Source organism: Brevibacillus sp. YAE8, from assembly GCF_057543335.1.
Genome location: NZ_BAAIYG010000017.1, coordinates 19,503 through 43,279 on the forward strand (window position 1 = coordinate 19,503; position 23,777 = coordinate 43,279).

Annotated in this window: 18 protein-coding genes; 1 reads left to right on the forward strand and 17 read right to left on the reverse strand. The window is 53.4% G+C overall.

The annotated features are described in order from the left end of the window. Positions 1-4 precede the first annotated feature (4 nt). The 10 genes from AC27IT_RS18225 to AC27IT_RS18270 all read right to left on the reverse strand — a co-directional run bounded on the left by AC27IT_RS18225 (position 5) and on the right by AC27IT_RS18270 (position 10,961). The gene (locus AC27IT_RS18225; RefSeq protein WP_005828626.1) at positions 5-751 is read right to left on the reverse strand and encodes a threonine/serine exporter family protein; all 747 of its coding nucleotides are present in this window, start codon (positions 749-751) and stop codon (positions 5-7) included. Positions 752-766: 15 nt separating this feature from the next. Beyond that, the gene (locus tag AC27IT_RS18230; protein ID WP_026556965.1) at positions 767-1,705 is read right to left on the reverse strand and encodes a serine/threonine protein kinase; all 939 of its coding nucleotides are present in this window, start codon (positions 1,703-1,705) and stop codon (positions 767-769) included. Continuing rightward, positions 1,695-2,456, reverse strand: a complete 762-nt coding sequence (locus AC27IT_RS18235; protein WP_005828628.1) for a vWA domain-containing protein — start codon at positions 2,454-2,456, stop codon at positions 1,695-1,697. Before AC27IT_RS18235 ends, AC27IT_RS18230 begins: the two co-directional genes overlap by 11 nt. A 64-nt stretch (positions 2,457-2,520) precedes the next feature. Next, a complete protein-coding gene (gene spoIIE, locus AC27IT_RS18240) occupies positions 2,521-4,995 on the reverse strand; it encodes a stage II sporulation protein E (RefSeq protein WP_005828630.1) in 2,475 nt (824 codons plus the stop codon). A 292-nt stretch (positions 4,996-5,287) separates the two neighbouring features. Next, the gene (locus AC27IT_RS18245) at positions 5,288-5,653 is read right to left on the reverse strand and encodes a S1 RNA-binding domain-containing protein (RefSeq protein ID WP_025848772.1); all 366 of its coding nucleotides are present in this window, start codon (positions 5,651-5,653) and stop codon (positions 5,288-5,290) included. 43 nt (positions 5,654-5,696) lie between these two features. Then, positions 5,697-6,005: an FtsB family cell division protein gene (locus AC27IT_RS18250; RefSeq protein WP_005828633.1), complete on the reverse strand. Its 309-nt coding sequence runs from the start codon at positions 6,003-6,005 to the stop codon at positions 5,697-5,699. Positions 6,006-6,022: 17 nt separating this feature from the next. After that, the gene (gene yabQ / locus AC27IT_RS18255) at positions 6,023-6,595 is read right to left on the reverse strand and encodes a spore cortex biosynthesis protein YabQ (protein ID WP_005828634.1); all 573 of its coding nucleotides are present in this window, start codon (positions 6,593-6,595) and stop codon (positions 6,023-6,025) included. Further along, positions 6,592-6,876 (reverse strand): sporulation protein YabP, encoded by a 285-nt coding sequence (yabP, locus tag AC27IT_RS18260; protein WP_005828636.1) that lies wholly within the window; start codon positions 6,874-6,876, stop codon positions 6,592-6,594. The genes yabQ and yabP overlap by 4 nt, the downstream gene beginning before the upstream one ends. Before the next feature lie 102 nt (positions 6,877-6,978). After that, positions 6,979-9,006 carry a copper amine oxidase N-terminal domain-containing protein gene (locus AC27IT_RS18265; protein ID WP_221842997.1) on the reverse strand — a complete coding sequence of 676 codons (2,028 nt, stop codon included), beginning with the start codon at positions 9,004-9,006 and terminating at the stop codon, positions 6,979-6,981. A gap of 164 nt (positions 9,007-9,170) precedes the next feature. Continuing rightward, positions 9,171-10,961: an SgrR family transcriptional regulator gene (locus tag AC27IT_RS18270; protein ID WP_005828638.1), complete on the reverse strand. Its 1,791-nt coding sequence runs from the start codon at positions 10,959-10,961 to the stop codon at positions 9,171-9,173. A 107-nt stretch (positions 10,962-11,068) separates the two neighbouring features. Between AC27IT_RS18270 and AC27IT_RS18275 the strand changes: the two genes are divergently transcribed. Then, entirely contained in the window at positions 11,069-12,358 is a 1,290-nt protein-coding gene (locus tag AC27IT_RS18275) for an MFS transporter (RefSeq protein WP_197186429.1), read from the forward strand. A gap of 31 nt (positions 12,359-12,389) precedes the next feature. On the opposite strand, the gene AC27IT_RS18280 is transcribed toward AC27IT_RS18275, so the two are convergent. The 7 genes from AC27IT_RS18280 to mfd form a co-directional block, all read right to left on the reverse strand. Beyond that, positions 12,390-14,528 carry a GDYXXLXY domain-containing protein gene (locus AC27IT_RS18280; RefSeq protein ID WP_487092023.1) on the reverse strand — a complete coding sequence of 713 codons (2,139 nt, stop codon included), beginning with the start codon at positions 14,526-14,528 and terminating at the stop codon, positions 12,390-12,392. Between the two features lie 145 nt (positions 14,529-14,673). Next, complete coding sequence (locus AC27IT_RS18285; RefSeq protein ID WP_005828643.1) at positions 14,674-14,970, reverse strand: RNA-binding S4 domain-containing protein; 297 nt, start codon at positions 14,968-14,970, stop codon at positions 14,674-14,676. A 2-nt stretch (positions 14,971-14,972) separates the two neighbouring features. Then, a complete protein-coding gene (gene yabN / locus AC27IT_RS18290) occupies positions 14,973-16,460 on the reverse strand; it encodes a bifunctional methyltransferase/pyrophosphohydrolase YabN (protein WP_327944275.1) in 1,488 nt (495 codons plus the stop codon). A 23-nt stretch (positions 16,461-16,483) separates the two neighbouring features. After that, positions 16,484-18,118 (reverse strand): putative polysaccharide biosynthesis protein, encoded by a 1,635-nt coding sequence (locus tag AC27IT_RS18295; RefSeq protein ID WP_007776380.1) that lies wholly within the window; start codon positions 18,116-18,118, stop codon positions 16,484-16,486. A 162-nt stretch (positions 18,119-18,280) separates the two neighbouring features. After that, entirely contained in the window at positions 18,281-18,823 is a 543-nt protein-coding gene (gene spoVT, locus AC27IT_RS18300) for a stage V sporulation protein T (RefSeq protein WP_005828646.1), read from the reverse strand. A 238-nt stretch (positions 18,824-19,061) separates the two neighbouring features. Continuing rightward, positions 19,062-20,138 carry a peptidylprolyl isomerase gene (locus tag AC27IT_RS18305; protein WP_005828647.1) on the reverse strand — a complete coding sequence of 359 codons (1,077 nt, stop codon included), beginning with the start codon at positions 20,136-20,138 and terminating at the stop codon, positions 19,062-19,064. Positions 20,139-20,175: 37 nt separating this feature from the next. Further along, on the reverse strand, positions 20,176-23,724 hold the full coding sequence (gene mfd, locus AC27IT_RS18310) for a transcription-repair coupling factor (protein WP_005828649.1): 3,549 nt from the start codon (positions 23,722-23,724) through the stop codon (positions 20,176-20,178). Positions 23,725-23,777 lie beyond the last annotated feature (53 nt).

Sequence of the window (23,777 nt, forward strand, 5' to 3'; positions counted from 1 at the left end):
CTTCTCACCCCACCCAGAGAATAATCGCTGTGGCTACCGCTACGGAGACGGCCGTCAACATGGCCTCGACTCCCCGTGACACACCTGCAACCAGATCACCCGCCAGCAAATCCCGCAGCGAGTTGGTGATCGCGATCCCTGGGAACAACGGAAGCATGGCACCGATAATAATGATGCTAATGTGCAACTGTGGAAAGACGGTTACGGCCAGCAAGGCGAACAGCCCGCCCAGCAAGGCAGCCGAAAATTCCGTAAAAAACTTCATTCGAACAAACTGTTCCAAATATTCAAGGCTGAGATTGACGATCAGCCCCGCCAATGCGGACGGGATGAGGTCAAACCATGTACCGCCCGCCAGCATGGCGAAGGAGCCGCTGGCGATAGCGGCTGCGATATGCTGCATCCATTTCGGATAAATCGGCTTTTCCTGGTCGATTTGGCGCAGCAGTCGATACGCTTGCTCCAAATTGATTTTTCCGCCGACGAACCTGCGGGACACATCGTTTACGAGTGTAATTTTATTCAAATTGGTAGTCCGCTTAGGGGTCCGCACCATACGGGTATGATCGAGCCCGCTGCACCGGAAAGACAAAATGATGCTCGTTGGCGTAGCGGAGCTGTTGACGTCATCCATGCCCGCCGCCTCCGCGATCAATGTCATCGTCTCTTCCGTCCGGTATGTTTCACCACCATTTTTCAATATAATTGATCCTGCCAACAAGCAAGTATCCATCACCAAATCCGAGGACACAAACCGTCACATCCTTCACATGAACCATGCATAATACAAAGTGCCAGCCAACAGCAAGAGCGAGGCGACGAACAAACCGCTAATGCCTCCGCCTACTTTCCCCGCTTTCCCGGCGGCAGCCGGAGCCTTCTTTTGCGGCTTCGCGACCGTTCGCTCCCGAAGCACCGCCAACAGCTCGGATCTCATTTCCTGGGCTGTGGCAAACTTCCCGTGAAAAGCCTTCAACAAAGGCACTCGATAAGGGTAAAGGCTGTCACTTTTCCGTATTATATCACAGAGCAATCCCGTGTGACGCGGTTCACTGAGGCTGCTTTTCCACGTCTCGTTTCCAACAGTCAGACGCACCATCATGACGGCTGCGGAAAACAGATCATAGCCCGTTTCGGCCCGCCTGTCCCCTGCGTGCCAAAAAGCCCGATCGTACTCCTCCGTAAACTGGCGGACGGCATTTCCATGCTTCGTCACGCCGCCAAAATCAATCAGCCGCACCGTTTTGTCCTTCTGGCTCACCATGATGTTCTCCGGCTTGAGGTCACCGAAAATGTAGCCGTGCTTGTGCAAGACGTCCAGCCTCGCCAAAAGCTGGACGATCATGACGGGCACCCATTCCGCCCCTTCTTTTTTGATGTATCGGTCCAACTGCTCGCCTTCCAGGTACTCCATGGCGTAAAACGTACACGGCTTGCCGTTCACGACGAGGTCGTCCACATCACACAGGAGCGGTCCCACTTTGGAATCCCGCCCCTGTTGTATGCTTTTCAGCACGTTCACTTCCATTAAAATATCCATGCCTTCCACGCCTACCTTGACAGCGCGACGCACGCCGTCCTGGGAAACGAGGTAGACGGTGCCGTTCGCACCACGCCCCAACTCCCGCAGAACGTGGTACGACCTCCGGTTCCATTTGCCCTGAAAATGTGTGGGCAGATCGGGAGTCGCTGCCTTAGAAGACATGGTCGCGCAAACTTCCGTTCATGTCGTCATTTTCTTCTTCGTCGCGATAGCGCTCCTGCAGCGAGCTTGGGAGTTTATCCTGCTCAAACAAGGCAATCGCCTCGACAATCGCAGGCCCAGTCGGGGTAATTCCGCTCATGGCCAAATCGCTGGTCAACTGATGCGCCTGCTCCACCTTGTCTGTCCACGGGATGCGTATATCCAAATACTTTTGTTTCCCAGGAAATGAACCTACAGCCATTCTGCTTTTCCCGCTTCGGGAGTGCAAGCTGATGCTAAAATCGTGAATGGCTTGCTGAACCGCCGACAGCTTTGGCTTCATGCTGCCCGATGTATCGACCAACATCACGACGTTCAGGCTACTTTTTTCCCCCAGCTCGTCCACCATGCCTGCCACCTGCACGCGCTTGTCGGGAGCCAGCTCCTCTATTCCGGAATCGCCCAAAATCTCCTTCAATTCTTTATTGACCACTTGATGGATGGTTCGCGTCATCGCCTTGCGCGTCAGCATCTGCACCGTCTGCGCAAGCTGCTGCGGATAGACGATGTCGCACAGCCCGCCTCCCGCTTCGGCGATTTCGCGGATTTCACGCTCCCCTTTTTCGCCCAGTTCGCTTTTGTCAATGACGCCAATGACGTTTACCGTAATCCCTTGCTCGCGGGCAAGAGCAGCGGCTGCAACCGGGCTCATCCCCGAATTGGAGCAGCCGTCCGTTACTACCAGAATTTGACGAAGTGTCGCTTCTTTCACAAATAATCTCCCCATTCAGCCTGTTTTAGCAACAGTATCGACGCTCTGATGGGAAAACATACCCCTAGCTTACAATCCGCGGCCGCTCCAGCTTCTCCATCCCGTGTACCTGGATGGCGGACCATTGCGGCACAAAGCGGTCAATCCGCGCCACGAGGACGGTCATGTCGTCGACAATTTTGCCGGAGTGCTGGCGAATGACTTTTTCCAGGAGCAGATCGGCGACTTCCTGCGGGTCGTCTGTCTCCAGCTCGCCGATGATCCGCTTCATCCACGCTTGCCTGTTTTCGATATGCCGCGGCGCCTCGTAGATGCCGTCGGACATCATGACCAGCAGATCGCCCGGCTTGAGCATTCTCGACACGACGTCGACCTCGATTTCTTCGAGAATGCCGACGGGCAGGTTGTTGGCTGTAATCGTGATGACATCGCTTTTGCGTTTGACGAAGCTCGGCGTGGAGCCGATTTTGATAAAACGGGTGTGGGCTGTCTGCAAATCGATCAGCGCCAAATCAACCGTCGCGAACATTTCGTCTGTGGAGCGCAGCGCCAGAATGGAATTGACCGTCTTGATCGAAATTTTTTCGTCCATACCGGAGCGCAGCAACTGCTGGAGCATGTCGAGGGCGGACTGGCTCTCCAAAAAGGCCCGCTCGCCATTGCCCATGCCGTCACTGATCGCCAGGGCCATCTTGCCATTGCCGAGATCCATCGTGCGGAAGCTGTCGCCGGACAGCAGCTTGCCGTCCTTGGCAGCGCCAGCCACGCCGATTTCGATTTCATATGTTTTGGCGGAAGCGAGGCACATCGTGCATGAACCGTCTTTTTGCGCTTCGCATTGCCGCTCGCGTACCACAATGTTCTCGCCCAAAATTTCCGTCAGCATCGGCGCGACGATTTTGCCGCACTCGTCATGCCCGTAGCAAGTCGGCTGACTGATTTCGATATCGACCTTGCCTTCTTCCAGGCTGTGAATCTCCACCCGGCGCACGGACAGCCCCAAGCCTTCCAGCGCCTTCGAGACTTGCTTCTCCTGAAAAGACAGCTCCATCCCTTCCCGCTGGATTTCGCGGGCAAAGTCGCTCATGACCCGAGAAACGCCCGAGAGCTGATCGGCCACCAGCTTGCGGCTTTCCTTCACTTGCTTTTTCAACTGGTCAAAAGCTTGCTGGCGGTCGTATTCCTGCTCCATCACGGTCAGCACCTTTTCCGTCTTGACGCATTTTCGCTCCCAGTCGCGCGGCGGGGTTACACCCGCGAGTGTGCCGTTTTCGTACACTTTGTCCATGAGATAACGCATGCCTTCATATGTGGCTTGCGTGTCCTTTTCCCAGCATTGTTCCTTCTTCCAGCATTTTTGGCACGTGAACTCCGAGACGCGGCTGAGGAACGCATCTGCCTGCTCCTCGATTTCCTCCTGCTCTGCCGTTTGCGCAAAGCTGCGGGAGAGCTGGGTAAACAAATCGGAGAACTGCTGAATTTTGCCCGCCGTCACATCGCGGACTCTGCGCATGTATTCCTGATGGGATTGCAAATTTTCGGGCGTGCCTGGAATGAAGCGGGCTACCTTTTTCCAGAGCACGGCAGGCGTGAGGATGAAGGCAACAATAGCCAAGGAGGTTTCAATCAAGGAGTAGTACAGCGTCTCTTCCGCACCGCCGTAGATTGCCAGGATGGCCGTCCCGATCAGCAGACCTGCGGAGACGCCTACTTTTCCGCCTTCCTTGAGCAATCCTGCCAAAAGACCGGAAAACGCCAGCAAATTGATTTGCAGAAGGGCACTTACATTTGCCAAACTGAGGATAAGCCCGGTTACGACGCCAACAGCGGCCCCCACGGTCCCGCCCCCGACGAAGGCGAAGACGAGCAGCAAATAGCGGGAGAGGACATGTTCCATCGAGATGCCTTCTACCATCCAGTCGACCGTGCCTGTCATCAGCGAGGCGAGGAGAATGACGAGCGACACGATTTCCTCATTTTTCAGCGGCTCGTAAGGCTTGGCCAAGTGAATGATCGACAGCGACTGGATGAAGATGAGCGTCAGCACGAAGCCGAGTACAGCTTCGACAGCGACCATGACCAGCTCATACGTGTTCACCTGGTTGGTCAGCGTGGCGTACAGCAGCCGACTGACGAAGATTGTGATGACGACGAGCAGTGGCGTGCGCGAAAAGTCTTTCCTGCGCAGCCGCTCCATCATTTTGCAAGCAAAGAGGGCCAGCACGATACTGAGGATCGTCTGCAGCCCGATCGGAACCGATTGGGTAAAGGCCCCGAGAACAAGCGCCAGTCCCGTGATGAGCAGGCAGTCCCTGCGAAGATAGAACATGACGATAAAATACGGTATAGCAAAAGGCGTCAGCTCTTCCAAGATCAAGGCCCGCCCGAGCAAAAACCCCATCAAAAGTGGAAGCACATTCCATCTCTGTACGGCGTCGGCGACTTTGTCTCCCCATGTTCGTGCGGTAGTATCCATTCGGTCAGACACTTGGCGCGCCCATGCTTGACCAGCCTGGGACACATTCTTGTTTGCGATCATTTTAGCTCCACCCCGTTCTTGTTCAATGTGTTTCTCCATTATACGGAGGTGGGATTGTAAAATTTGTCAAAAAACCAGCGCGTATTCACAGAATCGTGCGACAAATTAACCCGCGAGTTTGGACAAAAAAAACCGACGTTATGGCGGATAACGTCGGCTGACAGGTGATTCGCGCTTTGCGAAACGGGCTTACGATACCTTATTCGTCACTACTTTCAAATGACCTTCCTCTTTTTTCTGTCAAAATGCGCTTTTGGCAAAAAAATAAAAGTCATAATTTTCCGATGATATTCTACCGACTGCGTCCCTTCTTGTCTCCGCTCTTTTTCAGAGAGGACAGGCGGTCTTCGCTTTCTTTGAGGAAGCGGTTCAGCTTATCCTCAAAGCCTTCCGTTCGCTCCCGCGGCTGACGAGGCTGCCGTTCCTTTTCCTGTGCCTTTTTGATCGACAGTCCAATCTTGCCTTCTTTGACACTGAGGACCTTGACCGTTACGATGTCGCCGATTTTCAAAAACTGATGAATATCTTTGACATAGACGTCGGCAATCTCGCTGATGTGCACCAGTCCGGTCACATTCCCCGGCAGCTCTACAAACGCGCCAAACTTCGTGATACCTGTGACTTTTCCTTCCAGTTTGCTCCCGATCTCGACTCCCATGTACGTGGAAAGCCTCCCTCTCCTAGAAGATCACACTGTGAGCTTATTCCGGAATCACGTAAATGCTCTCGCCCTGCTTCGTGTAATAAATCCGTTTGCGCGCCAGTTCCGCCAGGTATTCCTGATCGTTCAGCCGGCTAGCCTCGTAAGTCAGCTCCTCTTGCTTTTGCTGCAGGACAACCGCTTCCTGCTTGAGAGCTTCCAGCTCGCTTTTCTTCTCGGCCAGCACTCCGCTTTGCAAATAAAGCGTATAGCCAGTCCAGACGAAAAAGCAGAGGATAAAAAAGAAAAAGAGCCGCATTCTCCGTCTTTGCCCTTTTCGATTGATTGGAGAGGTTTTTGCTTCTTTCATCATCTCGCCACCTCGGTTTACTCCCGCTTTCTCTTTGAGTGAAACCAATTCTTCCAATTGGTCCAGATTCCTGTTGTTTTTCCGAACATTTTTTTCCCCAAATGTTGACCCCATCTGGCAAAAGGAGCGGTGACAAAACGCGTCACTTTCCACAAAAAGCCGAGGATCATGAGCAACATGGAGTACAAAAATGTCAGTACCATGAGGATCACTCGGTAAAGAAAGAGCACAGGACGCACAACCAGGGTGTCAATGATTTGCAGCACCGTTCGGTATAACCACTGACAGAATTTTATCATGCGGTGTAGGAAAAGGATATACTTCTTACTGCCTAATAAAAAATACAGCCACGCACCGAAAATCATTCCAAAAAAGATGGGGAAGCGAATAATTCCGTCGTTTACCTTCACTAAAATCCAGAAGACCGCCCCCATACTGCCTACCCAAAACAGGATATCAAAGAAGAAGACCAGCCAGAGCGGCAGCCTGCTCTTCCCTTTGAACACATGGTACGTATCAAAACCCATCCCCATAAGCGCTCCGCACGTCGACATGGCCAAAACCGTCTGCAGTTGAAGGATGATATTCACTTGAACAACTTGCCGAAGAATCCTCTCGACCGATCCCCGGCCTGCCCCTGCTCGAGATAGGCCATTTCGTGAACCAGGCCCTCGATCGCTACTTCTCCGGTTTCCAGACTCAGATTTTTCATATGCAGGTTTTGGCCTCGTATGGTTAAAAAGCCGCCGTCCGTTTCCAAGAGGAATTCTTCACTGTCAAAGCTTTCGACGTTTTTTACTCCCGAAATCGCCAAACTGCGTCGATTAATCATCACGATTTCGTGGCGCGGCCGCTTCGTGTGCTCGTTCATGATTACTCCCCCTTACGTACCCTTCTTGTACCATCGTATGGAGGGGGATGTCCTTTTAGAACAAAAAACCCCGCGGGGAAGCGGGGTTCCTTCTGTTCAAGCTTATTTGTACACCGTGTAGTTTCCGTTTACGTAGATGATTTTGTAGCCGGTGCGATCCGCAATCGCTTTGAGCGGCAAGGCCGGGATGTTGTTTTTCAACTGAACCGCTGTCGGCAAGGTGACGTTTTGGCCGTTGACGTTCATGATGTTGGAGCCGACCTTGAACTGCATCACGGTGTTGCCGCTGACGACTTTGGCCGTTGTTTTCGTATAGCTGACCGAGAAGCCGAGCGCGTCGCGGAAGAACGTCGTCGGGATGAGCGTGTGGCCATTGACTGTGTAAGGAGCGGCTGCCAGCGCTGTCGTTTTTCCTGATTTTGTAAACGAAGCGACATTGGCTTTGAAGCTCACGCCGTTCAGCGCGACCACAGTGGCCGGACGTGCAAAGAGCAAGCCTTTTTCCTCGGACGTGTAGACGCCGATGCTGTACACGCCCGGAGTGGCCGGGTTCACAATTCCCGCTGTTTCCGCGATGTTGACTTGCACCGCTGCTCGCGCCGGGATGTCCGTCGAAGGAACGATAATCAGGTTTTGCCCGCGCGCGCCTACGTAGTTTGCGGCTACGCCGTTCACTGTTACCGTATTGGCTGGCACGTAAGCCGGCACGCGGAATCCGACAGGGAACACGATCTCGATGAAGCCCTGGTTGCGCACGATCGGAACGCCGATTCCTTTGATGCCTACCTGCAAGCCTGCCGGTGTCGATGCAGTCGCTCGGGTCAGGCCGATAGTTGCCAGCGTATTGTCGACAGGCACAGGTGCGGTTACGCCGGTAATTTGAAAATCTTTGGATTTGTACGTTTTGTTATCAATTTTTGCCGTAATGTTATAGGTTCCCGACGACTTCGGATTGGTCAGGTAGCCTTCGTAAGCGAATTTGATCGTCAGGCGGTTCGTGCTGGAAAAGCCGCTGGGCGTGCGGAAAAACACCTTGTTCCCGTTCACGCTAAGTCCCGTCACCTGATCGCCGTTGACGGTTACGTTAGAGTTAGTGATTACAGGCGGCACCATCTCCCAGTTCGGGAACTCTACCTGGATTTCTGTATTGCTGTACAGCTTGGAAGCCAGGTCAATGTCAAACGTGTAGCTGGATCTCGCTCCTGCCGAATTGTCGGACAAGGAGACGGAGAACGGCGTGCTGCTTGCACCCGTAATTTCTACATCCTTGGATTTGTACTCCTTGCTGTCATACTCGACGGTGTAGTAGTAGGACTTGCCGGGAGTGGACGGGTTGACGATTCCTGCGGATGAGCTGAATTCCAGCTTGATGTAGTTGTCGCCATCCGCGCCGCTCGGAATTTCGATGCGAATCGAATCGCTGTCGAGAATCGAGACGTACTCGGCTTTGTAGCCGTTCACTTTCACATCCGACTTGCTGATGCTTTTGGGCAGCATGTCTTTGGTTGGGAAATCAACGTAAATGTACTTGCCCTCTTTCAGCTTGCTGCTTTTTGACGCCAGCGTGAATTTGCCCAGCGTCAGAGAAATACTTTCTTCTGCATTTTTGTTGCTGTGCGAAGCCTCGAAGTCTCCCTTGCTGCTGCTGCTGGATGACGACTTTCCGATCGTGACTTTTTTGCTCTTGTACGTGCTTTCACTGCTTGTCTTGACTTCAATCGAATAACTTCCCTTGTCTTCGGGGTTGGTGACGTTGTCGATCGTCACGGTGACTACGGAGCCTTTTTTGATGCGTTCCCCGACCTCGATTTCCACCACGTTTTTGTTGACGGATACGCTGTCGATCGTGACCTTGTCGCCATCGTCCTTCAGCGATACGTCGGATTTTTTCAGCTTTTTGTCAACGGTAAAGTCGGAAGGGAAACGGACGTAGATGAGGTCTCCCGACGCCAGTTCCTTGGCGATTTCAAACTCAATCGTATATTCGGTTTCTTCATCCACGTCTGTATCGTCTGCCGAAACCTCCTCAATGGAAAGAGCATGAGCGGCTTTTGGCTCCATCACAAATGGACTTGTTAGCACCGTAGTCGCCAGCAGGACAGAGATACCTTTCTTCGCGCTTTTGTTCAACGGTAACGCCTCCTTCTCCTGTGAAAAACTTTCCCGGTTCGTTTCGGGGGGCGAACAGCTCGCCGTTTTTCAAATATGGATGTGACCGCAAGCGGCCTGCAGCACATGGTGATGACCGTGTTCTGCAATTCCTTCTATGATAGGAAAAGTTCGGCAAGAAAGGGTTACAGACTGGTAACGAACGACTTTACCCACAGTTTGGAAAAATCAATCCAGCCAAAGGAATCAAGCGTAATTCCTCGCAGTGCCGGGTGATAGCGATCGATTCGTTTGGCGTGGTAAATGAACAAAAGCCACAGCTCGTCCTTCAACTCATCCTCAATTTTGGCCAACGCTTCCATCCGCTCGTCACGCTTGCCCAGGCTGAGCACTGCTGACAGACGTTCATCCATCCTCGCTCTTTTTTCGTCGTCCAAAAAGCGGTGGACCATCGTGCATTTGTTTTTGTACACCTCGATCAAGCCCAGCTCGATATCACGTTGCAGCACTTCTCCCATCATGCACATATCGGCGTGCCGATCGGGAAGCTCGGACAAAAACTCGGCTTTCGTCATGCTTCTCAGCTCCAGCCGAATGCCAATCTGCTGACAACGTTGCTGCAGCCACTTCGCTTCCTCCTCGCACTTCTTGCCTTCGCCGTAAAAAAGCGCAACCGCCTCTCCCTGATAGGCGCTTTTTTGCAGCCACGCAGCCGCTTCTTCCAACGTCGAGGGCGCAAAAGTCATTTGCCGGCTTCTTTCCGGCAAAAAGCTGCCTGCCGGGGAGTAATGCTCTTTTTTCAGCTCCGCAATCATCTGAACCGGGTCGAGCAAATGCTTGATCGCCTGGCGAAAAGCAAAGTCGTGCTGAATGCCCGGCTTGCGAAAATTGAAGTTCATATAATGGCAGCCGATCTCCTGAAACTCGATATTCAGGCTGTCCCCGCACTCGCGAGTGGCGGACGACGATGCCGGCATTTCCGGAAGCTGGTAGCGCATCCCGGTTTGCTCAGCGGCTGTTACGCGCCATATTTCTACCCGGTCCAGAATAGCCCGCTCCCGGTAGTAATCGTCAAATGCGCCCAGGACGAGTCTGTCCTCCGTAAATTCCATCATGCGAAAAGGTCCCGTCCCCACAATCGCCTGCTCGGAAAACGGCACATCGTACGGCAAAACCGACAGGGCGATCGACGCCGCCAAATGCAGAAAAAATCCGTTTGGCTCGCGCAAATGAAAGATAATCGTATAATCGTCGGGATGCTCGATGCTGGCAATATCCTCGACCTGCCAGCGATAGGGCGAATCGAGGTCGATGAGTCGCTGCACCGTGTAAGCTACATCTTTTCCGGTCAGCACGCGCCCATGATGAAAACGGACGCCTTTTCGCAAATAAAACGTCCAGGAGGTCATCTCCCGGTCGCTTTCCCACGCGTGGGCGAGCTGCGGCCGAAAGCTTTGGGTAGCCGGATCAAAAATGATGAGCGTATGGCAAATTTGCTGGATGAAGTGGCTCTCGGCCGATACCGCGACGAATGCCGGATCAACGGTCGAAAAAGCGCGCTCCCGCGGAATGCGCAAAACGTCCTGGCGCCTGGCCTCGCCCTCTTCAGCCACAAAACCGAACTGAGCGTTCCACACCTCCTGCAAGCGCAGCTTGACGTTGACAGGCAAGCTTTTATGCTGCAAAAGCTCCACCGCTTCCCGGATGCTGCCTTCTGCCAGCAACTGCTGAAAAGAATCGCTCAAAAACTGACCGACGTCGCAAAGAATCGTCAGCGTCGAATGATGGCCTCTTCCTACTCCGGGCTGCCACTTCAGCAGCCCTTCCTTCTCCCATTTGCGCAAAATCAGCTTCACGTTGCGCGGCGTGCAGCAAAGCAGCTCGGACAATTCCTTGATCCCGATCCGCTGCGCAAGCCCTGGCTCCCACTCGGGAAGACCGAGCAGCATTTGCAGAAAGTGTTCATGGCTTTTCATGGTCATCCATCCCCAAAAGGTGAAATTATTATTCCGATCTTACCCTTTTTCTTCTCCTTTTGACAGCTACAATTTAGGAAAGAAACGAAAGGGAAAGGTGGTCGCCTATGAACTTTTTACAACTGCATCCCAATATCCGCATCCGCATTGTGACTTCCTTTCTGACACGGCTGGTAGGAATGATGATTTTTCCGTTCATGGCCATTTACTTTTCTGCCAGGCTCGGGCAGGCGCTGACTGGCGTTTTGCTCGGCCTGACCATTTGCGCGCAGATTTTGCTCGGCTTTTACGGAGGCTATCTGGCTGATCGGTGGGGCAGAAAAAAGGTGATGGCTTACGGCCAAGGGGCACAATGCGTCGCTTTCGTCGTCATGACCATCGCCAATTCCCCCTGGCTCGATTCGGCCTGGCTCACGTTTGCCATGATGCTTTTGCAAAGCGCGAGCAACGGGATGATAAGCCCGGCCGCCGATGCGATGCTGATTGATGTGAGCACCAGGGAAAATCGCCCCTTCATGTACAGCATCAACTACTGGACCAGCAATTTGTCGATTGCGATCGGCTCGATTCTTGGCGGACTGCTGTTTGCGACGCACCGCTTTGAGCTGCTCCTCGTCCTGACTTTGGTTAGCCTGTTTACCTTGTACATGATTGTGGTACGCATGCAAGAATCGTTTTTTCCGCAAAACGATGGTGCCGCCCGGGTATCTTTTGCAGGTACACGAGTTATCCTGGACGTGATGCGCAGCTACAGGCACGTTTTGACGGATCGGTTATTTCTGCTGTTTTCGCTCGGAGGACTGTTCCTCTTCTCGCTGGAGTTCCAGACTGCGAATTACGTCGCAGTGAGGCTGGCCCAGGAGTTCCCTGTCCAGCACATCCGGCTTTTCGACTGGTTCGCATTGGAACTGACCGGAGTGAAAATGTTCAGTCTGATTCAAGTGGAAAATACGATCCTCGTCGTTTTGCTCTCGCTGTTCATCACCCGGCTGATCCAGCATGGAAAAGAAGCTTCGTCCATGTACGCTGGCGGGCTTTTGTATATATCCGGCTATGCGGTGATTTTGTACAGCAACTCGCTCGTCATCATCATGGCGGCTGCGTTGATCGCTACACTGGGCGAGCTGATTCACGTTCCGACCCGGCAAACCTACCTGGCACAGATCGTCCGCGACGATGCCCGCAGCTCTTACATGGCGGTAAACGGGCTTGTGCTGCAAGGAGCCAAAATCATGGGAGCCGTAGGCATCACTCTGGGAGCGATTTTGCCGTCTTACTTGATGGCGCTGCTGTTTTTCCTGCTTGGGGTCGCAGGTCTGCTGATCGTTCGCCATGTCGTATCGCAGTTGGAACACACTCGTTTTCCTCTCGCTCACGCAAAAGAAGCTGCCCGATAATGCTGTCGGGCAGCTTCTTGCTTTTCTCGATTTATTGCGGCGACAGGCTTTCCAGCAAAGCATCTCCGTTGGCCCCGACTTTAATCGTGGCAAACCTCGCATTTCGCTCTACCTCCAGGCCGGTTCCTTCCGGGACGAAGTAGCTCTCGATCCCGTACTCGACCTGGCTTGCCCCGACTGTTTTCCCGTTGATGATGACATCTGTCGGTTCAGCCGCATACGGTTTGTTCCATTTTCCTTCTTTTTCGTAGTAGCCGCCGTAGTTGTACACGTTATCGCTTTGCTTTCTCAGCACCACGCGAATTTTTTCTCCGGAAGAAAAATCTTCGTCCGCCAGTGTCGAGATCGTGTAGCCGAGCCTGACGTAATCGCCCTGCAAAAGCGAGCGCGGATCAACCGGAACCAACTCCAGCTTGACAGACGTTCCTTTGGACAGGATCGACTCGCTGCTGTATACCTGGTAGCCAGCCAATATAAATTGCAGCAAAATAATCGGCACAAGGATCATCGGCCGGCGCGTGAATACGGCTGGCGTCGGTGCAGCCCACTCTCCTTGCATCCGGCGTTCCAGCCAGTAGCTGACCAGGAAAAACACGACGCTCAAAAGGAAGAGGCTCAGCGACTTGTGCAGCAAGCTCCACAGCAGGTCGTAGTACTTCATCAGCAGGAAGGCAAACCAGAAGGCGAGGACGATCCCGAAAGCGCTCTTCCCTTTTTTGCGCAAGGTCTGGTACAGCAAGTAGGTGGTGAAGGCGAAAAATCCGATATTGACCAGCAGATTCGTGGCAAACGCGTCAAAATGCATCTTGGTCAGCGCAATCAGCGCGAGCAATGCGTAGACGAGAGAGCTGTTCTGCAAGACAGCAGGCAAGCGTTTGACGTAGTACATCGCCATTTGAAACACAAATACGATCAGCAAGACCGTCGTTTCCGGCACATGCAAGTTCGTCAGCTTGAAAAACAGCACCAGCAAAAAGGCGAACTGAGTCAAAAGCCGCGCGGGAATGCTTGATACTGCCTTCCATACGTAAAGCAAAACGGCGAGGAACAATATCCAGAAAAACTGTTCCAAATAAAGCGAGGAAGCGACTCCAAGCATGTAGCCCATCGTGAGCAACGTGTAGCGCACCGTCGAATTCATCTTTTCCATGAAGAGGACAGGACCAACAAATCCGATCAGAGACAGGAAGAAGAGAAAGTAGACGACCGATTCATCTTCGAAAATAAGCATGAGCAGTCCGGTCAACGAGATCGCTCCGATTGATGCCGCGACTGTCGTCACGAGTACCGTAAAAGCCTCTTGAAAAAACTGCACCCATTTGCTTGTTTGGTGGGCGGATTCCTTGCGCAGCCAGTTGATGCCGACGACCGCTCCCCAGACGATGCCCGCAGCGGCCAAAAGCGCGATGAGGAAAAAGCCTTCGGAGTAATACTCCAGCATAAACCAGAAAAACTTCCCGAGTACAAACAGCGCCAGCAAGGAAGCCGTGACAATCAGCATGCCGCGATTGGGCCGCCATTTCAGAAAGACGAAAAACAGGAGTGCCCCCATCAACAGGTACAGCGTTTCCGGCAGCGCTCCGTACACGTCGACAAACGCCGACCAGAACAGGCTGACGGAAAAGACGAGGAAGGACAAATAGTAGATCGGCCGGGACTGCAGCTTCCGTGTAGCGGTCAAGTAAAACAACACGATGTTGCCCAGCGCGATCAGCCAATAAATCATGTACCACCACTCTTCTTCATGGCTCACATGCACGATGGAAGGATCGAGGAAAAAGCCGAGCGCGAGGTGCGCAAGAACGTAGCTGATAACATAAAACGGCTGGTAGCGCGTGAAAATGGCGAAAAGCAAATTGGGGATGAGCCAAACGACAAACAGCATGTAGCTATCCGCGTGAGAATTGTAGATTTGCCCCAATAAAGCGACACACAAGCCAAATGCCAGACCTCCGGCAACCAGCAGCCAGTTGCTGAGAAACGAATGACGTTTCCATACAAGTGATGCCACATACGAAGACAGATAAAAAAGAGCCAATACGGCGGCACTGACGCCAATTTTCTCCCATCGGTCCATCACAGGCCAGTTGGAGGCAAAAAAGTAGAACAAAGCTGAAAGCAAAAGTGAAATGGCCAAGAAGTATCCCGTCTGAACAGTCTTTTGTTCCATCTGCACCACATCCCTTCTCATTTGCTTTCATGTACTCCCATTATATCCTTCTTTTGGGCAAAAGCGTCCTAGGGTTTTTTATGCCTGCCATCATGTCGAAAAAAAGACTGCCCCTAACGGCAGTCTGCACAACAACGCTTGCACTTTATTGTCCTTTGAGATAAGCGTCTTCTTCCTTCTCGTCACGCGGGACAGGCACTTCGCCGATGACGGTGTAGAGCGAAGCCGCTTCTTCTTTGCGCGGGTTTTCCTTGATGTCCTCCACTTTGACGGAGACGATCTTCTGACCGAAGCGGATCGCCAGCTTGTCGCCGATTTTGACGTTGCTGGACGCTTTGGCCGGACGGTCGTTGATTTCTACCCGGGCTTTGTCGCACACTTCTTTGGCGAGCGTGCGGCGCTTAATCAGGCGGGATACTTTCAAATATTTATCCAGTCTCATCCTTACCCTCTCCCTTTTGTCTGGTGTTTGGCTTCCTCCCACCATTTGTCCATTTCCTGCAGGTCTGTCTGCTCAAACGTGCGACCCGCCTCTTGCAGCTTGCTTTCGATATAGGCAAAGCGTTTTTTGAACTTGTTGTTCGTCAAGGCCAGCGCTTCCTCCGGATCAAGCTTGAGGAAACGGGCGAGATTGACGACAGCGAAGAGCAGATCGCCCAGTTCTCCCGCGCGTTCTTCTTCGGAAGCTTCCCGCAGCTCGCGGTATTCCTCTTCTACCTTTTTGTAGACGTCCGCAATATCGTCCCAGTCGAAGCCGACCTCTGCCGCTTTTTTCTGGAGCTTGTAGGCGTACATCAGGGCAGGGAGATCGCGCGGAATGCCGGACAGCTTGGACACGGCGGCCACGTCAATGCCTTTTGCCGCTTTTTCCTGGGCTTTGATCTCCTGCCAGTTCGCGAGCGCTTCGTCCGAGTCGTTCGCGCTTTTTTCCCCGAAAACGTGCGGATGGCGGCGAACCAGCTTTTCGTTCAAGGTCGCAACCACATCGTCGACAGTAAAATACCCTTCCTCCGCTGCCATTTGCGAGTGCAGCATAATCTGCATCAACAAATCGCCCAGCTCCTCGCACATCGCGTCCGGGTCTTCGTCGTCGATTGTCTCCAGCACTTCGTACGTTTCTTCGATCAAGTTTTTGCGAATGCTCTGATGCGTCTGCTCGCGATCCCACGGGCAACCGTCCGGGCTGCGCAAAATCGCGACGATTTCTTTTAAATAGGAAAACTGGCGGTACGATACCGTCTCGTCCGTAGTCGGCGGAACGTACACCAAAGACAAGTTGCCAAAATGATCGACTCGATCCAGCTCGTACAGCGGCACGCTCTCGATGCGCTCTTGTCCGGCTACCCCTACTGCTGTCGCAACTGTCACCACATAATCATCCGGCAGCACTTCCATCAAGGTCAGCTTCACGTCAGAGGCGACAAAAGCGTCGTACACCTGGGCGATAATCGTGTGCAGGCCCGGCGATACTTGATGGGCAGCCAGCGCCGTTCCGTCCAGCAGGGCGAAGCCTTCGATCGGGTCGATGTGCAGACGGGCAAAGAGCGGGTCAATAAAGCTCTGCCCTCCGCCAATCTCAATCTGCACCCCGCGCCCCGGCCCTTCGGCAAGCAAAAGCTGAACGGTGCGCTCCGCCACCAGAGGATGTCCCGGAACAGCGTAAACGATGCTGCCCGCTTCCTCTGCTTTGGCAAAAAGCCGCTGCACGATCTCGGCGTACACCTCGGCAAAGCCGTCGTGCTGCTCGTACACCTCGTCAAACGACGTCAGCGCGATGCCCTCGCTGGCCAGTTGAGCCACCACCGGATGTTCTTTTGTCCGCAAATAAAGCTGGTTGGCTTGCTTGAGCGTCCGATAAATGCCGTATGGCAACTGGTCGAGATCGCCTGCGCCCAGCCCGACTACGGTAATCGTTTTCTTGTTCGTATCCAATCGTTTCGCCTCCGACATGCCTTTTATTTAGGAAGAAGCTGGAACCGTGTCAACAGCGCTGCAATTCGCTTTCCTTTTGGCAAAAAATGAATATCGTTGCGCGTCAGGCCGCCTGTCTTTAACAGGGCCAGCAAGTAAACGACCGCTCCGGCGCCAACGGAAATCAGCCCGACCAACGTTTGATACAAGCGCTCGGACATTCCTGTCTTGCCGAGCAGGGCGCTTGCTCCCCATTCTACAAGCAGAACGACCACCGACATGACAATGACAGACAAAAACGGCTTATGAACCGTTTGGCGCAATCCAATTTGCGCTCCCGTATATTTTTTAACTGCGAGCACATTCAGCCCCATCGCCACGAGATAGGCAAACACCGTAGACAAGGCCGCACCGGCAATCCCCCATAGCGGGACGAGCGCGAGGTTTAAAATGAGCTTGACCATGACGCCGATAAACAGGTTGCGCGCTGGCCGCATGACGCGCCCCAGCCCTTGCAGGATGCCTGCGCTGGCGATGCTCAACGTGGCAAACATAATCGTGAACGATTGTACGGCGAGCGCTTCGGTTCCGTTTTTGTCGCCGTACAGCATGACGTTGATCGGCTCCGCGAGCAAAGCGAGGCCGAACGAGGCCGGGAGTCCCAGCAAAAAGGTCAGGCGAATGGCGATTTCGGAACGGTTCGCGATCATGTGATGCTGCCTCTGCGCCACAGCCTCGCTGATCGCAGGCACAAGCGCCAAAGACAGCGACGTCGCAAAGAACGTACCGAACTGGATGAGCGGCTGGCCGCGGTCAAATGCCCCTTTTAACAGCTTGGCCAAATCTTCCGGTGTGCCGCTTACTTGCAGCATGTTGACGACGGTAATGGAGTCGACCAGCGGAACGAGCGGCAAAACCAGCGCTCCCATGCAGATCGGAACAGCGTACATCAACAGGCTGCGCAGCACCTGACGGTTGGTCCAGGCCCCCACTCCTGCTCGCTGTGTTTGCTCGGGGATCAGTTGAGCGCCCTGCTTGTCTTTTCTCCAATACCACAGCAAGACGAGAATAGCGGCCACGCCCCCAGGAAAAGCGGCAAATACCGCTCCGGTCCCTGCGAGATAGGCGTCCTGGTAAACGTTCATCGCCCAGAAAGCCGCGAGCAAGATGAAAATAACCCGAACCAACTGCTCGATGACTTGCGATACTCCTGTCGGCATCATGTTTTGGTGCCCCTGAAAATATCCGCGCAAAATCGCTGCCATCGGCACGAGCGGCAAAGACCAGGCTACAGCCCGCAGCGGAGTCGTCAAATGCTCGTCCCCCATGAACCGGGCAATGAGCGGAGCGCCTCCGTACAACAGCAAAAAGAAAAACAAGCCAAGCACGACCAGCGAAAAGCTGGCAACGCGGAACGCTCTTCGCGCCCCCAGCGCATCGCCGATTGCGATGCGCTCCGAGACGATTTTGGAGATGGCGATAGGAAAGCCAGCCGTCGCCAGAATCAATAACGTGGTGTATAGCGGGTATACTTGCATATATACGTACAAGCCGATATCTCCGGCAATGTTTTGGTATGGAATGCGGTATACTGCGCCAAGCAGCTTGGAGACAAGACCGGCAACCCCGAGTATCGCGGCGCCTTTCACAAATTGAACAGATGCCTTTTCTTGAGCCATGTGCGTGAAATTTCTCCTCTCCAACCTGAAACTTCGTCCATTATACCACAAGGAAATCGGCGAGAAAAAATTTGGGAAGGCTCGTTCGCAACAGACGAGGCAAGCTTGTCAGCAGCAAAAAAACAGCCCCGGCAAAATCGAGGCTGTTCTCATGCATGCTTGCTATTGCTCCATTTGCTTCGCCAGAAAACCGGCTGCGGTCTCCGCCATTTTCATCTCCAGATCACTCATCTTGGTCGATTCGTTTTTGTTCAGGAGAATCACGGAACCGATCGGGTCACCCCCGGCCACGATGGGAGCGACGACGAACGAGCCGTATGTCTCGTTCATATCGCGGCAAATCTCATAAGTACCGGCGTTTTTCTCCAGTCGGGTTTTGCGTTCCTCCAAACATTTTTCCACAATGCTGCCAATGGCTTTTTCCAGGTACTCTTTTTTCGATGCCCCAGCTACGGCGATGACGGTATCCCGATCTGAGATCAATACGGTATGATTCAAGCTTTCATACAAGGAGTCAGCGTATTCTTTTGCAAAATCACCCAGTTCTCCTATCGGTGAATACTTTTTGAGAATGACTTCTCCGTCACGATCCACAAAAATCTCAAGCGGGTCGCCTTCACGAATGCGCAGTGTACGACGAATCTCCTTAGGAATCACGACCCGACCGAGGTCGTCAATTCGACGAACGATACCAGTTGCTTTCATGTCATGTTGCCTCGCTTTCCCTGAGAAGTGGGTAGTGAATAAATGGTGGTTGGTTACTTGTATTTTTTCCTCAAATTCTAATTTTAACTATGGGTGCTTGCATCAATTTTTACCAGTTGCTTCAGTTACTCTCCCCCGGGTGGTAGCGAGTGATTATAGTATTTGCCCTTGTTTCAAGAATATGCGAGAAAACGAAAAAACAGGGAAATGAATTCCCTGTTTTCGCTCCAAACGGTTTTTACTTTTTCGCTGCCTCGTTTTTGGACTGCGGCAGGTTGTACTTCACGATCAGCTTGTCCAGCTCGTTTTTGCCAAAAGCATCGTAGCCAGCCTCCAGCGCGTTTGCACGGAGCTCTTCCTTCATTTCATCGAAGGTTTTTTCCTTGCGGTTTTCAACCTTGATGATGTGGTAGCCAAAGCTTGTTTTTACCGGAGGACCCACTTCCCCGACTTTTTGTGTCAGAGCCGCATCCTTGAACTCAGGCACCCATTGGCTTACGTCGGCATTTTCGTACAGGCCGCCGGTTTCCTTGCTGCCCGGATCATCGGTAAACTCCTTCGCCAGCTTCGCGAAGTCCTCGCCCTTTTTCAGACGAGCTTCGAGGTCGTTGGCGATCTTCAGCGCTTCTTCAGGCTTGCGCTGCTCGGTGGAAATCAGGATGTGGCGCACCGACGCGATTGTGCGGGACGCTTTGTCCATTTGGTCATACTTCTGCTTCAATGTATCGTCACTGATGTTCTTTTTCAGCACCGTAATGGATTCGTTGATGAGCGCCATCTGGTTGGTCACCATTTCTTTGGTTACGCCCTGGCCTTCCATCAGCTTGTTGAACTTGGCCTCGTCCTTGCCCAAGAAGCCCATGTACTGGCCTTTGATTTTCTCAAAGGTTTTATCCGCCAAGTCTTTGGCTTCCTTCTTCATGGCATCGTCGGAGCGGCTCGCCAAAATTTTGGTCGCCGTGTACTCGCGCGCAAAAGCTTTCAGCGCTTCGTTGTCGGCTGCCTCGATCATGGTGCCTTGCTGCGGATTCATGAAGTTGATGACGCGCAGGAACTCTTCGAACTCCTGGCCTGTCACCGTGCCGCCCTGATACTCGACAAAAGCAGCCTTCGCATCTCCTGTATATGGCAGGGTCAGCTTGGGGAACTGTGTGAGTGGATCGTTGGCATCGGCAGCTTCGTTTCCTTGTTTATTTCCGTCTGTCTGACTGGCTGCGTTTTGATTCGGCTGCGCATTATCTTCTGCCTTTCCGCAGCCGGTCATGAGCGCCACGACCAGAACAGCAGAAGATAAAATCGCTACAGAACGTTTCATAGTAGGAATCTCCCTTCCCGGCAAGCCCCCCTGTCCCTTAGGACACAGGGCTTTCCGTACCGGTGTCTTTACGCACCTGATGAAATTGGCGCAGCAGTTTTTCAACAAGCTGTACGCCCTCGTCTTCTCTTAACCCCTTTACTTTAACAGTAATGGTGATCTGTTGTCCACCCGAGAGCCCCAGCCTGCGACTCCAACTACTGGCAAGCGCGAACAGAGCGCCGCCGTCAATGTTGTTGTTTTGGCTAGGATGCAAAACGAGCTTGATTTCGTCCGGATTTTTTTGGCTGATCTCGGTGATGTGGTGCTGCAGGGCGTAGACCCGCAAACGGGAAATGGTCAGCAGGTTGTCGACCGGCTTCGGAACAGGGCCGAAACGGTCAAGCAATTCCTCAGCCAGATCGTCGACATCTTCCAGCGTGGATACGGCGACGAACTTTTTGTACATCTCGATTTTTTGCCGGCTGTCGGTAATGTACATGGAAGGAATGTATGCATCGAGCTGCAGATTGATCTCCACAGGCGTCACCGCTTCCTGCTTGACCTCGCCCTTCAGCTCGTCAATCGCTTCCTTGAGCATCTGGCTGTACAGGTCAAAACCGACCGTGTTGATAAACCCGTGCTGCTCCGCGCCCAACAGGTTCCCCGCACCGCGAATGGACAAGTCGCGCATCGCGATCTTGAAGCCGGAGCCAAGCTCCGTAAACTCCTTGATAGCTTGCAGACGTTTTTCCGCGACCTCTGTCAGCACCTTGTCCCGTTGATACGTGAAATAGGCATAGGCAATCCGGTTCGAACGGCCAACCCGTCCGCGAAGCTGATACAACTGGGACAAGCCCATTTTGTCAGCATTGTAGATGATGAGCGTATTGACATTCGGGATGTCGACCCCTGTCTCGATGATCGTCGTGCTGACGAGCACGTCAAAATTGCCTTCGAGGAAGTCGAGAATGACGCCCTCCAGCTCGCTTTCGTTCATCTGCCCGTGCGCAACCGCAATGCGCGCATCAGGGACGAGCATGGAAATTTGCTCCGCCATCTGCTCAATGCCCTGTACCTGGTTGTAGAGGAAAAAGACTTGGCCGTCGCGCGCCAGCTCGCGTTCGATCGCTTCGCGCACCAGCGCAGGGCTGTATTCCATGACGTAGGTCTGTACCGGGAAGCGGTTTTCCGGCGGCGTTTCGATGACGGACAGATCGCGCACGCCGAGCATCGACATGTGCAACGTACGCGGAATTGGCGTCGCTGTCAGCGTAATGACGTCGACGTTTGTCTTGATTTGCTTCAGCTTTTCCTTGTGGCTCACACCGAAGCGCTGCTCCTCGTCGACGATGAGCAGTCCCAGTTCGCGGAACATCAAGTCTTTGGAGAGCAGGCGGTGCGTCCCGATGACGACATCGACCGTGCCTTCCTTCAATCCTTTTAGCGTCGCGTTCTGTTCCTTGCGCGAACGGAAACGGCTGAGCACCTCGACGCGAATCGGATACTCGGCAAAACGCTCGCGGAACGTCTCGTAATGCTGCTGGGCCAAAATCGTCGTCGGCACCAGCACCGCCACCTGCTTGCCGTCCATGACAGCCTTGAACGCTGCGCGAATCGCGACCTCGGTCTTTCCGTAGCCTACGTCCCCACATACTAGACGATCCATCGGCCGTCTGCGTTCCATATCCGCTTTGACCTCTGCAATTGCCCGAAGCTGGTCCGGCGTCTCCTGATACGGGAACATCGCTTCAAATTCCCGCTGCTCGGTCGTATCGGGAGAAAAAGCGTGGCCAACGGCTGCTTCGCGCGCGGCGTACAGCTTGATTAAGTCTTCGGCAATGTCCTTGACGGAAGACTGGACTTTGTTTTTGACCCGTTTCCATTCGGTACCGCCCAGGCTGTAGATTTTCGGCTGCGCTTCCTCGCTCGCCACGTATTTTTGCACGTGGTCGATCTGGTCGATCGGGACAAACAGGCTGTCGCCTGCCGCATATTGAATGTGAAGGTAATCTTTATGAATTCCGAGTATTTCCTTGGTTTCAATTCCGAGGTATTTTCCAATTCCGTGATTCACGTGCACCACGAAATCGCCGGGCTTGAGCTCCAAATAATTTTTGATCCGCTCGGCGTTGTTCATCGTCTGCTGCACTTTGCGCGCCTTGCGCTGCTTCGCAGTAAATACTTCGCCTTCCGTAATAACGACCAGCTTGTTTAACGGCAGCTCGAAGCCTGTCTGGAGGTTCCCCAGAATGATCGTAGGCCGCCCTGGCGGCACTACCTCGACCGCTTCCGTCAACACGTCCGCCTCCATCTCATAATCGTGCAGGACGCGTTCCAGACGCTTTGCGCGCTCCAGATCGGCGGCGACGAACACAATCTGATCCTGGGACTTTTTCCAGCGGGCCAGCTCTGTCTTCAGCACGTTCATCTGTCCGTGGAAGTTTTGCATGGTGCGACAGGTCAGGTTGACGATGTTTTGCGGCTGGGTTTTCGGCGACTGCCGGAGGAACAGAGACAGGTGGACAATCTGCCGTTTTTTGTGGGAGACAATCTCTTCATACGTGCGGGACAAGCTGAGGTTAGCCATGTACTCGCCCTGGATGATTCGTCCCGTCAGCCACTCCGCCTCTTCTTTTTGCAACTGGGCAGCCGTATCCAGGACGCGGGAAGGCTCATCCATAATCAGCAGAGTCTCGGACGGCATGTAGGACAAAAGCGTGTCCTGCGACGGATAGATCACCGAGATGTACGAGTACAACTGGGAAAAGCGTTGCCCTTCCTTCATCCGTTCAATATCGGTACCGATGCGCTCCACTACTTTTTCCTTGGCTGCGCTATCTTTCAGCTTGGCAACGGTTTCACCGAGCTTCTGCTCTAAGCGGACAGCCGATTCCATCAGCAGTTGCGTAGACGCGATCATTTCTTTTGCCGGGCCCAAAATATAGGTCTGGACGGATTCCAGCGAGCGCTGGGAAAGCATGTCAAACGTGCGGATCGAGTCAATTTCTACATCGAACAGCTCGATGCGCACAGGCCACTCCGAATCGATCGGATACAAGTCGATAATGCCGCCGCGGACACTCAGCTCGCCTTTTCGCTCGACCATATCGACGCGCTCGTAGCCAAGCTCGATACAACGGGACAAAAACGATTCAACATCCAGCTCGTCACCGACTGACAGCGTAATCTGCGCTTCTTTCCACACCTCCGGCGGGACGACCAGACGGCGCAACCCTGCAAACGGCGCAACCAAAAAACCCGTAAAGCCTTGGGCCAGACGGTTGAATACATGAATGCGCTGCGCCAGCATCTCCGGACTGGCGATGGCAAGCTCGGAGCCGATCAGCTCGTTTCCGGGATAGAGCAGCACTTGATCGGAGGGAACCAGCTCAATCAGGTCCTCGTAAACTTTTTGCGCTTGGTACATGTTATGCGTGACGACACAGACCGGGCGTCCGGTTATTTGCTTCAGTGCCGCCATCAGTGCCTGCCGGGCCGAACCTGCCAGACCGGAGACGAGCTGCTCGTGCAGACCTTTCTCCAAACCAGCCACAATTGTCCCGACGTTCGAGTCTTGTTTCATCGGGTTAATGATGACTTGCATTCACTAATCCCCTCTCTAATTCTTCTGTCATCTGCAGCCAGAGCCTGACTGGA